This window comes from Halopseudomonas pelagia CL-AP6 (genome assembly GCF_000410875.1).
In the GTDB taxonomy this organism is placed as follows: domain Bacteria; phylum Pseudomonadota; class Gammaproteobacteria; order Pseudomonadales; family Pseudomonadaceae; genus Halopseudomonas; species Halopseudomonas pelagia.
The window spans coordinates 209809-225125 of the sequence record NZ_AROI01000006.1 but is presented as its reverse complement, the minus strand read 5'-3'; the positions used below and the strand labels follow the sequence as shown (position 1 = coordinate 225125).

The following is a 15317-nucleotide window of genomic DNA, read 5'->3' as shown; positions in this document are numbered from 1 at the left end:
GATCAGATGCAGGGCAGACAAGTGTATTCCATCACCCGCAACGCAGGAACGGAACAGCACTTTCCGACGGAAAGGCACTGAATGTCATGGCCAACACACAACCCGGGGGTGCGAACGTCTGATCAGTATCCCCACTTTGGTTCGCCTACTTCCCAAGGCGTGCGCCGAAAGCAATAAGTCCGAAAAAGTGCCGGCCTTGCTGTCTCGTCGTCAGTACTTGAGCCGTATGGATCGTGCCAGCCTCAACGTTCGACGCGAACCTTAAAACCAAGCGACCCCGGGGTCAATAGGGGCTGAGCATTTCCTTCATTCTTTCATCCCGGTATGACGTTACCCTTACAGACTAGACCCCGTCATGGCGTACAGGTTCTAGCTACCGACGCCTACCTACCACTGCCCTGCTGCGACGCCCGGCAACGCGCACCAAAAAGGAGCAGCCAGCACCGATTATGCCCATTCAGGTATTCCAGCGGCCCAACCCCAGCGTCCAGAGCACCAACCAAGACGCCTTTAAAATATTGCAACCATTTGTTTTTTAAGGATTTACAAGTCATCAACTTGACAATGTCATGTATTGGCACGGTCCCTGCTGAATACGTTCTTGTATACAAGGCAATATTCAATCACTCAGCGGGAGGCCCGATGGCAAAGCAATGTGGATGGACGATCAGTGAATGGCTGCAGGCCTATCAGAATGGGCTCGTCCCGCAGGACGCTTTAAAGCAATTGCTTGCCGAATTGAGCGCCGACGATCCAGCCTTTATCCATATTGTCACCCCTGCTGAGCTGGCGTCACAACTCGCGTACCTGGAAGCCTTGCCTGAAGCGAAACAGTTGCCTCTTTACGGCGTACCCTGCGTGGTCAAGGACAACATCGATGTCGCCGGCCTGCCTACCACCGCTGCCTGTCCCGCATTCAGCTATATTGCCGCTCAGGACGCCCACTGCGTAGCGCTGCTGCGTGCTGCCGGCGCAATCGTGCTGGCCAAAACCAATCTGGATCAGTTTGCCACCGGCCTGGTCGGCACCCGCTCACCCTACGGCGCTGTGCCCAACAGCTTTAATCCCGCCTACATTTCCGGCGGCTCCAGCTCTGGTTCGTCCGTAAGCGTAGCGCGTGGGCTGGTGCCCTTCAGCCTAGGTACCGATACCGCTGGCTCCGGCCGTGTGCCGGCGGGCTTCAATAATCTGGTTGGCCTCAAACCCACCCGCGGACGTTTCAGCACCCGCGGTGTGGTCCCGGCCTGCCGCAGCCTGGATTGCATTTCGATTTTCGCGTTAAGCATAGATGATGCCGAAACCGTGGCTGGCGTGATGGAAAGTTTCGACGCTAGCGACGGCTACTCACGGGTAGCACCGCCTTCGGCAAAATTGATTGGCGCCAAACCGCGCCTGGGCATTCCTGCCAGCCTGCCCTGGTTTGGTGACAGCCAGGCGGAAGCCGCTTGGCAGGCCAGCCTGGCGCAGGTGCGCGAGCTGGGCGCAGAACTGCTTGAGCTGGACTTCACCCCCATGCAGCAACTCGCCGAACTGCTGTATGGCGGCCCATGGGTCGCTGAGCGTTATGCGGCCATTGCCGACTTTATGGACGCTAACGGCGAGCAGATGAACCCGGTGGTGCGTGGCATTCTTGCCAATGCCAAAAAATTCGATGCTACCGACACCTACCGCGCCGAGTATCGCCGCGCCGATCTGGCACGCGAAATACAAACCCTGGTGGGATCAGTCGACGCGCTGCTGGTACCCACCGCCCCGCGTATGCCAACCACTGCTCAGGTCGAACAGGACCCGGTCACGGTCAACAGCCAACTGGGTACCTGGACCAACTTCGTCAATCTTGCTGATTGTTCGGCGCTGGCATTGCCTGCCGGCTTCCGCAGCGACGGCTTGCCCTTTGGCATCACCCTGATCGGCGCCGCCTGGCAGGACAGCGCGCTGGCTGAATTCGGTCGTCATTGGCAGGTTTTTGCCCCGTGGAAAGCCGGTGCAACGGATCGCACGCTGCCGGCGCCAGTTGACACCAAAGCAGCACCAGCCGGCCACGTGCGCTTGGCGGTAGTCGGCGCGCACCTCAGCGGCATGCCGCTCAACACGCAGTTGACCGAGCGGCATGCACGCTTTGTCGAAAGCACCTTCAGTGCCGACAACTATCGCCTCTATGCCTTACCCAACACCACCCCACCGAAACCCGGTCTGATTCGTTCGGCGGAGGGCGCAGCCATTGCGGTGGAATTGTGGGATGTGCCAGTGGAGCTATTCGGCAGCTTTGTCGCCTTGGTCCCTGCCCCGCTGGGCATCGGCACCCTGACTCTGCAGGACGGCCGCGAGGTCAAAGGTTTTATCTGTGAAGGGGCTGCGGTGGAAGGCGCTACGGACATCACTCACCTAGGCGGCTGGCGCGCCTATATCGCCTCCCGGGTCGAATGAATGCGACCATGGACGGTGCTCAAGCCCTATTCAGGCTGAACACCAGCCAGCCCTTGGGCAGTGGCCCGCTGAAAAAGAAGGGCTGACGGCACGCCGATCACCCCGCCATGACGAAGATGCACCCGCAGTTGTAGAGATTTTTTCACACAGTGGACTAGAACATAAAAACGGAGATTGACCGATGAAACTGAAGAAACTGGTAAAACGCGCGGGCGCCCTGGGCGTTGCCTGCAGCATGGCTCTCAGCGCTATGGCCGTTCAGGCAGAAACCATCAAGGTTGGCGTGCTGCATTCGCTGACCGGGACCATGGCCATTTCGGAAACCACCCTGAAAGACACCATGCTGATGCTGATCGAAGAGCAGAACAAGAAAGGCGGCCTGCTCGGCAAGCAACTGGAAGCCGTAGTAGTGGATCCCGCGTCCGACTGGCCGCTGTTCGCTGAGCGCACCCGTGAGCTACTGGAGCAGCACGAGGTGGATTCCATCTTCGGCTGCTGGACCTCAGTCTCACGCAAATCCGTATTGCCGGTAATCGAAGAGCTGAACGGCATCCTCTTCTACCCGGTTCAGTACGAAGGTGAAGAGTCCTCACGCAACGTGTTCTACACCGGCGCAGCACCGAACCAGCAAGCTATTCCCGCAGTGGATTACTTGAAGGACGAACTGGGCATCGAACGCTGGGTTCTGGCTGGCACTGACTATGTTTACCCGCGTACGACCAACCGCATTCTGGAAGCCTACTTGAAGGCCAATGGCGTAGCCGAGGAAGATATCCTGATCAACTACACGCCCTTTGGCCATTCCGACTGGCAGAACATCGTGTCCGAGATCAAGCGTTTCGGCAGCACTGGCAAGAAAACCGCCGTGGTCTCCACCATCAATGGCGACGCCAACGTGCCCTTCTACCGCGAACTGGGTAACCAGAGCGTCTCCGCCGAAGACATCCCGGTCATCGCTTTCTCCGTGGGAGAAGAAGAGCTGTCCGGTATCGATACCGCTCCGCTGGTCGGCCACATGGCTGCCTGGAACTACTTCATGAGTGAAGAAACGCCTGAGAACGAAGCCTTTATCAAGACCTGGCACGCATTCACCAAGGACACTAACCGCGTTACCAACGACCCGATGGAGGCGCATTACATTGGCTTCAACATGTGGGTAAAAGCGGTCGAGAAAGCCGGTACCACCGATGTGGACAAAGTGATTGATGCGATGGTCGGCGTGGAAGTACCGAATCTGACCGGCGGCATCAGCACCATGCTGCCGAACCACCACATCACCAAACCGGTTCTGATTGGCGAGATTCAGGACGATGGCCAGTTTCTGACCGTATCCAGCACCGATGATCTGGTGCCTGGTGATGCCTGGTCGGATTTCCTCGAAGGCAGCAAAGATTTGAAGTCCGACTGGACCGCGCCGATCAATTGCGGCAACTACAACACCAAGACTAAAACCTGTCAGGGCGTTACCACCGAGTAACCCATCAGATGTCTGGCCAGCCCGCTGGCCAGACAACGCTGTAAAGCCCGTCATTGCCGGACCAAGGGAATGACGGAGTCAGCCCCGGCCCCACCCGCCGACGCAGGGCATGCAAAACGATAACCAGGACAGGTGTCATGAACACGAACTGCCGCGCACCATTTTGGCGCCCTCTGACCGCTCTGAGCCTTTGGCTGATGCTAATTATGGGCGCCTTTGCCCCCTTGCACGCCAGCGCCCAGGCCGAAGCGGATACCGCTCAGCCCGCCCCCTTGGGTTTTGAGCAACAAGTACATCAGTTAGTGCAGGGTAACCTGCGCCAGCGTGCCGAGACCGTCAGCCAGCTATTCAGCCAGGATGACGAACGCCTAGTCGATATTCTTAACGCGCTGGTCGATGGCGACCTGCTTGCCGACCGCAACGATCCACCCTTGGTCGCCATTCGCAGCGGCAACCAGGTAACCGATGCGCTTACCGGCGAAGCACTCGACAGCGATCAAGGTCTGCGCCGGGTACCGGTCAACAACAGCCTGCGCACCCAACTGCGCGGCCAACTGGCGCAGTTGAACCTCAATCACGCAAGCGCGGATATCCGTTACAACGCTGTACGCCGTTTTATCCGCGACGGCATCGATGCCGGCAGTATTGCGCTGCTGATCGAACGTCAAGCAGAAGAAGAGTCAGGGCGGGTACTGGATGCCATTGATACTGCTTTGGCGCTGTTCCAGATTCAGGGTGTGGACCGCGACGTACGCTTGGAAGCCATCAACTCGCTAAGCGGGTCGCTGGAACAGGAAGCGCGCATCGCCCTGAACGATGTGGCGGCCAACGACGCGGATCCTGAGCTGCGCATCGCGGCTCAGGAGGCGATTGCTTCGATCCAGGGCCGGATCACGTTCTACCGCTTTATCGAAAGCCTGTTTTTCGGCTTGAGCCTTGGCTCGGTGCTGTTGTTGGCGGCCATCGGCCTGGCCATCACCTTTGGCGTAATGGGCGTAATTAACATGGCCCACGGCGAACTGATCATGCTCGGCGCCTACACCACCTGGGGGGTGCAAGTGCTATTCCCGAACCTGATCGAGTGGAGCCTGCTGATCGCCATTCCGGCGGCCTTTCTGGTAACCGGCTTGATCGGCATGCTGATCGAACGGGGGGTGATCCGCTTTCTCTACGGCCGGCCCCTGGAGACGCTGCTCGCTACCTTCGGCTTGAGTCTGGTGCTGCAGCAGGCGGTGCGCAGCCTGTTCGGACCATTGAATCGCTCGGTCAGTTCGCCGGACTGGATCAGCGGCACGCTGGTGATCAATCCGGTGCTGTCGCTCACCTACAACCGGCTGTATATCCTGATCTTCGGCTTGATGGTGTTCTTCGCGCTGCTATTGGTGATCAAACGCACCTCGCTGGGCCTCAAGGTCCGCGCCGTCTCGCAGAACCGTGCCATGGCCCGCGCCGTAGGCGTGCGTTCCAGTTGGGTCGACGCCCTGACCTTCGGTCTGGGCTCCGGCATTGCCGGCATTGCCGGCGTCGCCCTGTCACAGATCACCAACGTCGGCCCCAACCTGGGCCAGGCCTACATCATCGATTCGTTCATGGTCGTGGTTTTCGGCGGTGTCGGTAATCTCTGGGGCACGCTGGTCAGTGCCATGAGTCTGGGGCTGATCAACAACTTCCTCGAGCCCTACGCCGGCGCGATGCTGGCCAAGGTACTGGTGCTGATCATGCTGATCCTGTTTATTCAGAAGAAGCCCAAGGGTCTGTTCCCACAAAAAGGCCGGGCGGCGGCGGACTGAGCATCAGCTCGTCCGCTAGCCAACCAAGCCAATGACAATCGAGAGGGAAGTATGCTGACCCAACGTTTATTACTCAGCGACCGCGGCGGTATGCTGGTGCTCGGCCTGGTCGTGCTGACCGCGATCATAGTGCCGTTCTGCAACCTGGCGCTGCCAACCGATTCAGCGTTTTATGTGTCCAACTTTACCGTGGGGCTGCTCGGCAAGTTTCTGTGTTTTGCCCTGCTCGCCCTGTCAGTCGATCTGATCTGGGGTTACTGCGGGATTCTCTCGCTGGGCCACGGCGCCTTTTTCAGCCTCGGTGGCTACGGCATGGGCATGTACCTGATGCGCCAAATCGGTGACCGGGGCGTGTACGGCCACCCGGAACTGATGGATTTCATGGTGGTGCTCAACTGGGAATCGCTGCCCTGGTACTGGCAGGGCTTCGACATGTTCTGGTTCGCTGCGCTGATGATCCTGCTGGTACCAGGGCTGCTGGCGCTGGTATTCGGCTGGCTAGCGTTTCGCTCGCGGGTCACCGGAGTGTATTTCGCGATCATCACCCAGGCGCTGACCTATGCACTGATGCTGGCTTTTTTTCGTAACGAGATGGGCTTTGGTGGCAATAATGGCCTGAATGACTTTAAGGACATTCTCGGCTTCGATCTGGCGGCAAAAACCACTCGTGTCGGCCTGTTTATCGCCTCGGCGATTGCCCTGGTGCTGGGCTACCTGGCCTGTCGCTATATCGTCACCTCACGCATGGGCCGGGTGATTATCGCGATACGTGATGCGGAAAACCGCACACGTTTTTCCGGCTATCAGGTCGAATCCTATAAGCTTTGGCTATTCGTCTTTTCGGCGATGCTCGCTGGCGTCGCTGGCGCGCTCTACGTGCCGCAAGTAGGTATCATCAACCCCGGTGAGTTCTCGCCGCTGAACTCCATCGAGATGGTCGTCTGGGTCGCCACCGGCGGACGCGGCACTCTGTTCGGCGCCATTATCGGCGCCTTCGCGGTGAACTATGCCAAGACCTTCTTTACCACCTTTTCCCCGGAAACCTGGCTGTTTATCCTTGGCAGCCTGTTTGTGCTGGTTACGTTGCTGCTGCCCAAGGGCCTGGTCGGCCTGCTCGACCGCGTACGCCGCAAGGGAGACAAATCATGAAAAGCATAGAGCAACTGCGGGAAACCTGGCGCCGCGATCAGGTCTTCGATTTCGTGCAGCCGGCGCCGGCCTTCGACCAGCCGATCGATACCAGTCACGGGCCGATTCTCTATGTCGAGGATGTCAGCGTCAGCTTCGATGGCTTCAAGGCGCTGAACAACCTCAACCTGTATATCGATGATGGCGAGCTGCGCTGCATTATCGGCCCCAACGGCGCTGGCAAGACCACCATGATGGACGTAATTACCGGCAAGACCAAACCCGATAGCGGCAGCATCTGGTTCGGTCAGCGCATCAATCTGCTCAAGCGCGCTGAGCATGAAATCGCCCGCGGCGGCATCGGCCGCAAATTTCAGAAGCCGACCATCTTTGAAGCCCTGAGCGTGTTCGAGAATCTGGAGCTAGCTACCGCCTCGAACAAGACCGTCTGGTACACCCTGAACCATGACCTGAGCGGCGAGCAGCGCGACCGCATCGACGAAGTACTGCAGCAGATCGGTCTGACCGAGCACTACCAGCAGGAAGCCGGTGCGCTGTCCCATGGGCAGAAGCAATGGCTGGAGATCGGCATGCTGCTGGTACAGAACCCGCGTGTGCTGCTGGTCGATGAGCCGGTCGCCGGGATGACTGGCGAAGAGGTCGAACACACCGCGCAACTGCTGACCTCGCTGGCAGGTCGGCATTCGGTGATTGTGGTCGAACACGACATGGCCTTCGTCCGCTCCATTGCCCGCAAGGTGACGGTGCTGCATCAGGGATCTGTGCTGGCCGAAGGCAGCATGGATCAGGTGCAGAACGACCCGCGGGTGATCGAAGTCTATCTGGGAGAATGACGGTGCTGCGTATTCAATCGGTTAATCAGTTCTACAATCAGAGCCACATCCTCTGGGATCTGGACCTGCATCTGAAAGAAGGCACCTGCGGCTGTCTGCTGGGCCGCAACGGCGTGGGCAAGACCACGCTGCTCAAATGCATTACCGGGCTGTTACCAGTGCGCGATGGGCAGATACTGCTCAATGGCCAGGACATCACGCGCATGTCCACCGAAAATCGCGCGCGTGTTGGCATCGGTTATGTGCCCCAGGGCCGGGAGATCTTTCCGCTGCTGACGGTCGAGGAGAACCTGAAGATATCTCTGGGTGCGCGGCCAGACCGTGCGCGGCAGATTCCCGAGCAGATCTACCAGCTGTTTCCGGTGCTCAAGGAAATGAAAAACCGCCGCGGCGGCGACCTGTCCGGCGGCCAGCAGCAACAGCTGGCCATCGGACGGGCGCTGGTGCTAGATCCCAAGCTGCTGATTCTGGACGAGCCTACCGAGGGCATTCAGCCGAATATCGTCCGCGATATAGGCGATGTGATCCGCAAGCTCAACAATGAACTGGGTCTTACGGTGCTGCTGGTCGAGCAGAAACTGCCGTTCGCGCGCCGCACTGCCGATGACTTCTTCATCATGGAGCGTGGTCGTGTGGTGGCGGACGGACCCATTGCGGATCTGAGTGACGAGCTGGTGCAGCAGTACTTGACGGTCTAACCATCGATGGGTGGTTATCCACCCATCGCCCTCCTAAAAGCGGGTGGACAACCACCCTTTACGGCCCCTCGCGCACGACCAAAACCCTCTGAAACAGGCTTCTCCGCTTTCTGGCCCAGCCCTTGCTATGACTCCTGTACGCAAGGGTTTGCCCATGCCGCGTAATCAGACCAACAAAGACAAAAACTCTGGAGTCAAACATGCACAAGCTTCGCACCCTGGCATTCGCCACACTCTCCGCCACTACCCTTCTGACCAGCGCCCTGGCCATCGCCGAAGACCGTACTGGTTGGCCGTCCAACTTCACCATCGGCACCGCCAGCCAAGGCGGCACCTATTTTGCCTACGGTTCCGGTTGGTCCAACTTCATTGCCGAGCAAACCGGAGTGTCCGGTGGCGCCGAGGTCACTGGCGGGCCGGTACAAAATATGGCCTTAGTACATACCGGCGACCTAGCGTTCGGGATGACGACCATGGGACCAGCGCGCGATGCCTTTGATGGAAAAAGCCCGCTGGCGCCCGGTTTGGAAATGGATAACGTTTGCGCCATGTTCCCATTGTATGAAACGCCCTTTTCCATGGCCGCACTGGCCAGTTCAGGCATCAATAGCATCTCCGATATCAAGGCTAACGCGCGTATCGGTTTTGGCCCGGCCGGATCCAGCTCGGATGAATACTTCCCGAAAATGCTGGAAACCCTGGGCGTAAAATTCGTGCGCCGCAACGGCAGCTGGGACGACCTGGGCAGCCAGCTACAGGATGGGTTGCTGGATGCGATCGGCTTTGCTGCGGGCGTGCCCATTCCTACCGTGAGCCAGCTCGAAGTTCAAACCAAGGTCAATATTGTCGGTTTCAGCGAAGCCGAAATAGCGACCATTCTGGACGCCTATCCAGTGGCCGAATTTATTATTCCCGCCAGCACCTACAGCTCACTTAGCGAAGACTCTCGCGCGGTGTCGATGTGGAACTTCACCGTGGCCAACTGCGATCTGCCAGAGAGCTTCGTATACCAGGTGACCAAGCTGACCATGGAAAATAACGAGCGGATGCAATCCATTCATCAGGCCGCAGTGACCAGCACCGCAGAGCATTTGGATAAGAACACCTTCCTGCCATGGCACCCCGGTGCAGCCCGTTATTTCACCGAGCAAGGCCACAACATCGACTCGGCACCGATCAATAACTGATCGGTCAGCAGTCTGCGTGATCAGCGGGCCAGCGCCTTTCTGGCCCCTTCACCTCTCCGGTTTACAGGTGCACCATGACAAACATACACAAATCTGTCAGCGAGCATGAGCCGCTGATTCCGTCCCATGGCGAGCCACTGACGCCCATTGTCGTCGAGGGCGTTGATGACGAACCAGTCGAGTCGAACCGACGCCAATATGGCGGCTGGATGCTGCGCGCCGTGACTGCGCTGGCGATCATTTACTCGGCCTTCCATCTGTACGTCCTGAACATTTCACCCATGGAGTCGTGGAGTTTTCGGATTGTCCACGTCACTGGCGCGCTGATTCTAGGATATCTGTTTTTCTCCGGCTCACGCTTCGTTACCGCTGGCGATACCCGCCCCGCTCGGCGCTGGACTAGCCTTGCGGCCCTGGCCTTGATGGTCCCCGCCACCTACGCCCTGGTGCAAACAGGGGTGATGTACCGGCTGATGCAAAGCGGCACCCTGCGCATGAGTGCCGATTTGGAAACCTGGCATTATGGCTGGCCGCTACTGGCGGCGACCGGGCTGGGCATTCTGCTGAGCTGGTTTCACCGCCGCGAGCGCGAGCACTTCAGCATGCCCGATCTGCTGCTGATCATTTGCTCGATCGCGGCCGCGAGTTACCTGTTGATCGTCTACAACTCGCCCCTGCGCATGAGTACCGGCACCTCCTTCTCGCCAGTGGGGATTTCCTTCGCTGCCGTGGCGGGTACTGCACTGATCATGGAAATGACCCGCCGCGTGGCCGGTATGGCACTGGTGATCATCGCCCTGTGCTTTCTTGCTTATGTATTCAGCGGGCCCTACCTGCCGGGCTTTCTGGGTTACCCCGGCCTGGGTGTAAAGCGTTTCTTCAGTCAGGTGTACACCGACATCGGCGTCCTCGGGCCGACCACGGCGGTGTCCTCGACCTATATCATTCTGTTCATCATCTTCGCGGCCTTTTTGCAGGCCTCGAAGGTCGGCGAATATTTCGTCAACTTCGCCTTTGCCTGTGCTGGCCGTTCACGTGGTGGCCCGGCCAAGGTGTCGATTTTTGCCTCTGGCCTGATGGGCATGATCAACGGCACCAGCGCCGGTAACGTAGTAGCCACCGGCTCGCTGACCATCCCGCTGATGAAGAAAGTCGGCTACAGCAAGAAAACCGCCGGTGCTGTTGAAGCAGCCGCCTCGACTGGTGGGCAGATCATGCCGCCAATCATGGGCGCCGGCGCCTTTATCATGGCCGAGATCACCGGCATTCCCTATACCGAGATCGCCATGGCGGCGGTTATTCCGGCCATCCTATATTTTGTCTCCGTGTACTTTATGGTCGACTTCGAAGCGGCTAAAACCGGTATGCGCGGCATGCGCAAGGATGAGCTGCCGCTGCTCAGCAAACTGATCCGCCAGGTGTATCTGTTCATTCCCATCGTGATATTGATTGTCGCGCTGTTTATGGGCTATTCAGTTATCCGCGCGGGCACCCTGGCGACCATTTCCGCCGCCGTCGTAAGCTGGCTGTCGCCGAACAAGATGGGCTTGGCGGGCATTCTCAAGGCGCTGGAACTAGCCGGTATCATGGCGATTCAGATCATTGTCGTCTGCGCCTGCGCCGGGGTGATTGTTGGGGTGATCTCGCTGACCGGGGTCGGTTCGCGTTTCTCTTCCTTATTGCTCGGCGTGGCCGATGCCAGTCAGTTTCTGGCGCTGGTGTTCGCCATGCTGATCTCAATCATGCTGGGTATGGGCATGCCCACCACCGCAGCGTACGCAGTTGCTGCCTCGGTGGTCGCCCCGGGTTTGATTCAACTGGGTATCGATCCGCTAACGGCGCACTTCTTTGTCTTCTACTTTGCGGTGGTATCGGCCATCACCCCACCGGTGGCACTGGCCTCCTTCGCGGCGGCGGGCATCTCCGGGGCCAACCCGATGGAGACCTCGATGGAGTCATTCAAGATCGGCCTGGCCGCGTTCATCGTACCCTTCATGTTCTTCTACAACGGCGCGCTGTTGATGAATGACACCTGGATAGCCATCGCCCAGGCGCTGGTCACCGCCACCGTCGGGGTGTATCTGCTATCGGCAGCGGTGCAGGGCTGGTTCGTCAACCATAGCGCCTCCTGGCTTGTGCGGGTGATGCTGATCGCCGCAGCCCTGCTGATGATTGAAGGTAGCTGGGTGACAGACATATTGGGGATCTGCGCCGCAGTGCTGGCTTTCGCTGTACAGAAAAAGCGCGGCAATAGCGCCGTCGTGCATCCGCTGTAGGCAGATGGCACCCGTCAGCTTTCGCTGGCGGGTTGTTCCTACGCTTAGGGCCAGCTAATCTCAGCCCTGTTAACCATGGGCCAACAATGATGAAACATCCGTTCTGGATTGCCCTGTGCTTCAGCCTTGCGGGCCTTATTGCCTGGCAGACTGGCACACTGTTCGGCTATCGGCAGGTGGAGCGTGAAAGTCAGGACGAATCCTTTCGCTACAGCCAGTTGATCAGCAACGAGATCAAACGTTACGAGCCGATCGTCACTCTGGCCGCGCAGCATCCGCAGTTACGCCAGGCGCTGACGTCCCCGGAGCAACCCGCACTGATCGACGCGGCCAACCAGATCATGCAATTGATGGCGGACATTGTCGCCAGCTCCGATGTGTATCTGATGGATAACCAGGGTTTGACCATCGCTGCGAGCAATTACCAGCAAAGCGCCAACTTTATTGGCCAGAATTTCAGTTTCCGACCGTATTTCCAGAATGCTTTCAACTCCAATGCACCGGCGTTTTACTTCGCCTTGGGTACCACCTCGGATATGCGTGGCCTGTATTTTGCGCACGCGGTGATGGCTCCCGACGACAGCACCAGGCCAATAGGCGTGATCGCGATGAAAATTCAAGTCGCCGAACTCGAGGCCCAATGGCGCAGACCCACCTCGCTCAACCAAGCGGAAATGTTGATCACCGATGCTGAAGGCATCAGTTTTCTGGCCAGCCGACCGAACTGGCTGTACCGCGCGTTCGAGCCGCTGACTGAACAGGGGCAGGCCATTCTGCAGAGCGAGCAACGCTATGCGTCGCAGCAGCTCAGACCGATGAACATCACCCGCCTCGGCACCCCGCTGGGCGCCTCAGCCAACGTGGAACGGGTGGTCATTGAAGAGGATGGCCAGCAACAGGATTACCTGAGCCTGCAAACCCCCCTACCCAACGGCAATTGGACGCTCAGGGTGTTAATTGGCACACGCCCGGTATTCTGGACCCAGGTGCGCTTTCTGATCACCGGACTGATCCTGCTTTCCGGTCTCATGCTGGCCTGGTTATACCTGCGCGAGCGGCAACGGCGCGAGACCGAATTGGCCCAGCGCAGTGAACAGCTCGAGCGCCGGGTGATAGAGCGAACGGCCGATCTTGAAGCATCCAACCAGCAGTTGCTGGAACAAGTCCGCGAACGCGAGCGCGCCGAGAACGAGCTGAAGGAAACCCAGCGCGAGCTGATTCAGGCGGCCAAGCTGGCGGTGCTCGGGCAAATGTCCGCAGGCCTGAACCACGAAATGAATCAGCCGCTGACCGCCATTCAGGCCTACGCCCGTAACAGCCAACGGTTTCTGCAACGCGGCGAACAGGATGTGGTGGATGCGAATCTGGGCGAAATTGTCAGTCTATGCGACAAGATGGCCGAGCTGACCCGTCAGTTCAAGGTGTTCGCGCGCAAATCCGAAGGTCTGCCGTCCCAGGTGGATTTGCGCTTGCCTATCGATGCGGCACTGAAAATCATCCGTGCCCAGGACAGCAGTAATGGCATACTGATCCAGTGGCAGCGCCCGGATACGCCAGTGATGGTGCATGGCGATCTGATCCGCATAGAGCAGGTGATGGTCAATCTGATCGCCAATGCAGTGCAGGCGGTTGAGACCAGCCTGATACCCGAGATTCATCTGGAGTTAAGGCAGCAGGATCAGCAGATCCAGTGTCTGGTACGCGATAACGGCTCCGGCTTGCCAGCCAATACCGAGCAGATTTTCGAGCCGTTCTTCACAACCAAGTCGATGAAACAGGGTCTGGGGCTAGGGCTATCGATCTCACGTCAGATCATGGATGCGCTGGGCGGCAAACTGGTTGGCCAGAATCGCTCAGACACCCCAGGCGCCGAGTTTATACTGACCTTTCAGACGCGCTCATGAACAGCCACGCCCAGCCAACGGACAACCCGATGCCAGCACCAGCCATCCTCTTTATCGACGACGACGCAGACATCCGCCAGGTGGTCGCGCAAACCTTGTCGCTGGAGAACCTCAGCGTCGCCTGCTTCAGTGACGGCGCCAGCGCGCTGGCCAGCATTGACCGTGAATTTGCCGGCGTGGTGCTGTGCGATTACCACATGCCCGGGATGGACGGGCTTGCGGTTCTGCAGGCCATTCACGTTCTCGACACTAGCATCCCGGTCATCATTCTGACCGGCCAGGGCGACATCAGCACCGCCGTCAGCGCCATGCGCCAGGGCGCCTATGATTTTATTGAGAAGCCCTTTCATCACGACGGCTTGATCGAAATACTCAAGCGCGCGTTGGAAAAGCGTCAGTTGGCATTGGAGAACCGCCAGCTCAAGGCGCAGCTGCGTACCCTGACCAAGCCCGGCCCGAGACTGCTGGGTTCTTCGCCCAGCATGCAGCGGGTGATTGCCATGCTCGACCCGCTACTGGATACCAACGCAGACATCCTGCTGCGCGGGGAGACTGGGTCTGGCAAGGATGCCATCGCCCGCTATATCCATGAGAACAGCAACCGCAGTGAATATAACTTCGTCGCTATCAACTGCGGCGCGGTACCTGAAAGCCTGATCGAAAGCGAGCTATTCGGCCATGAAGCGGGGGCCTTTACCGGTGCGGAAAAACGCCGCATTGGCAAGTTCGAATATGCGCACAAGGGCACCCTGTTCCTTGATGAACTGGAAAGCATGCCGCTGGCGCTGCAGGTTAAACTGCTGCGGGTACTCGAAGAGCGCAAGGTAGAAAGACTGGGGAGCAACCAGCAAATTGCCGTGGACGTGCGGATCATCGCCGCAACCAAGTCTGATCTCAAGGCGCAAAGCGATGCGGGGGAGTTTCGCGCCGATCTGTTTTACCGGCTCAATGTTGTGCAAGTAGACATTCCGCCTTTGCGCGAACGCAAACAGGATGTACCGCTGCTATTTCACCACTTTGCGCTGATTGCAGCGTCACGTTACGACCGCGAAAGCATTCCGCTGGACGCGACCCAGGCCGCCGCATTAATGCAACACGACTGGCCGGGCAATGTGCGCGAATTGCGTAACCTGGCTGAGCGCTACGTACTGATGGGGGCCTCTGCGCTAACAACCCCAGAACGTGGCAGCCCAACCACCCCCTCAGGCCAGCAAACCCTTACCGAGCTGCTCGACGCCTACGAACAGAGCCTTATTTCCAGTGCGCTGCAAGCCTGCCAGGGCAGCATCAAACAAGTCATGATGCAGCTCGGGCTCGCACGCAAGACCTTATATGACAAGATGAAACGCCACGGGCTGGACAAGGCCGACTTCAAAGACTGAACCTGCTCTCACGCCCATCTGCATCTGCAACAATCGCGGAGCGCCTTGAAACCTTCAGTTTGGCTGGCTGACCGCGCCAAAGTGTCTACTTAAGGGGCGGCGCGGTGTCTGGTTACATTCCAGCAAGGGACATTTCCCCAGTTCACATCTAAACTGCCAGCATTGCTTGCCGTCCTGCCACATGCTGTAGACAT

10 protein-coding genes are annotated in these 15317 nt (G+C 58.6%); all 10 read left to right on the top strand.

Annotated features, from left to right (window positions below):
* The first annotated feature begins 642 nt into the window (after positions 1-642).
* A complete protein-coding gene (gene atzF, locus K787_RS0105480) occupies positions 643-2427 on the top strand; it encodes an allophanate hydrolase (RefSeq protein WP_022961789.1) in 1785 nt (594 codons plus the stop codon).
* Between the two features lie 181 nt (positions 2428-2608).
* Positions 2609-3904 (top strand): urea ABC transporter substrate-binding protein, encoded by a 1296-nt coding sequence (gene urtA, locus K787_RS0105470; protein WP_022961787.1) that lies wholly within the window; start codon positions 2609-2611, stop codon positions 3902-3904.
* 137 nt (positions 3905-4041) lie between these two features.
* Entirely contained in the window at positions 4042-5694 is a 1653-nt protein-coding gene (gene urtB, locus K787_RS0105465) for an urea ABC transporter permease subunit UrtB (protein WP_022961786.1), read from the top strand.
* A gap of 54 nt (positions 5695-5748) precedes the next feature.
* Positions 5749-6843 carry an urea ABC transporter permease subunit UrtC gene (urtC, locus tag K787_RS0105460; protein ID WP_370736721.1) on the top strand — a complete coding sequence of 365 codons (1095 nt, stop codon included), beginning with the start codon at positions 5749-5751 and terminating at the stop codon, positions 6841-6843.
* Entirely contained in the window at positions 6840-7676 is an 837-nt protein-coding gene (urtD, locus tag K787_RS0105455) for an urea ABC transporter ATP-binding protein UrtD (RefSeq protein WP_022961784.1), read from the top strand. The genes urtC and urtD overlap by 4 nt, the downstream gene beginning before the upstream one ends.
* A 2-nt stretch (positions 7677-7678) precedes the next feature.
* Positions 7679-8374, top strand: a complete 696-nt coding sequence (urtE, locus tag K787_RS0105450; protein WP_028614628.1) for an urea ABC transporter ATP-binding subunit UrtE — start codon at positions 7679-7681, stop codon at positions 8372-8374.
* Positions 8375-8574: 200 nt separating this feature from the next.
* Positions 8575-9561: a TAXI family TRAP transporter solute-binding subunit gene (locus tag K787_RS0105445; RefSeq protein ID WP_022961782.1), complete on the top strand. Its 987-nt coding sequence runs from the start codon at positions 8575-8577 to the stop codon at positions 9559-9561.
* Positions 9562-9635: 74 nt separating this feature from the next.
* Positions 9636-11837: a TRAP transporter permease gene (locus K787_RS0105440; protein ID WP_022961781.1), complete on the top strand. Its 2202-nt coding sequence runs from the start codon at positions 9636-9638 to the stop codon at positions 11835-11837.
* An 86-nt stretch (positions 11838-11923) separates the two neighbouring features.
* Positions 11924-13741, top strand: a complete 1818-nt coding sequence (locus tag K787_RS0105435; protein WP_022961780.1) for a sensor histidine kinase — start codon at positions 11924-11926, stop codon at positions 13739-13741.
* On the top strand, positions 13738-15123 hold the full coding sequence (locus tag K787_RS0105430; protein ID WP_022961779.1) for a sigma-54-dependent transcriptional regulator: 1386 nt from the start codon (positions 13738-13740) through the stop codon (positions 15121-15123). The genes K787_RS0105435 and K787_RS0105430 overlap by 4 nt, the downstream gene beginning before the upstream one ends.
* Positions 15124-15317: the final 194 nt, after the last annotated feature.

Excerpts from the sequence above, each read along its gene's own strand:
- atzF (WP_022961789.1), top strand. The coding sequence starts at position 643 with ATGGCAAAGCAATGTGGATGGACGATCAGTGAATGGCTGCAGGCCTAT.
- urtA (WP_022961787.1), top strand. The coding sequence starts at position 2,609 with ATGAAACTGAAGAAACTGGTAAAACGCGCGGGCGCCCTGGGCGTTGCC.
- urtB (WP_022961786.1), top strand. The coding sequence starts at position 4,042 with ATGAACACGAACTGCCGCGCACCATTTTGGCGCCCTCTGACCGCTCTG.
- urtD (WP_022961784.1), top strand. The coding sequence starts at position 6,840 with ATGAAAAGCATAGAGCAACTGCGGGAAACCTGGCGCCGCGATCAGGTC.
- K787_RS0105445 (WP_022961782.1), top strand. The coding sequence starts at position 8,575 with ATGCACAAGCTTCGCACCCTGGCATTCGCCACACTCTCCGCCACTACC.
- K787_RS0105440 (WP_022961781.1), top strand. The coding sequence starts at position 9,636 with ATGACAAACATACACAAATCTGTCAGCGAGCATGAGCCGCTGATTCCG.
- K787_RS0105435 (WP_022961780.1), top strand. The coding sequence starts at position 11,924 with ATGATGAAACATCCGTTCTGGATTGCCCTGTGCTTCAGCCTTGCGGGC.
- K787_RS0105430 (WP_022961779.1), top strand. The coding sequence starts at position 13,738 with ATGAACAGCCACGCCCAGCCAACGGACAACCCGATGCCAGCACCAGCC.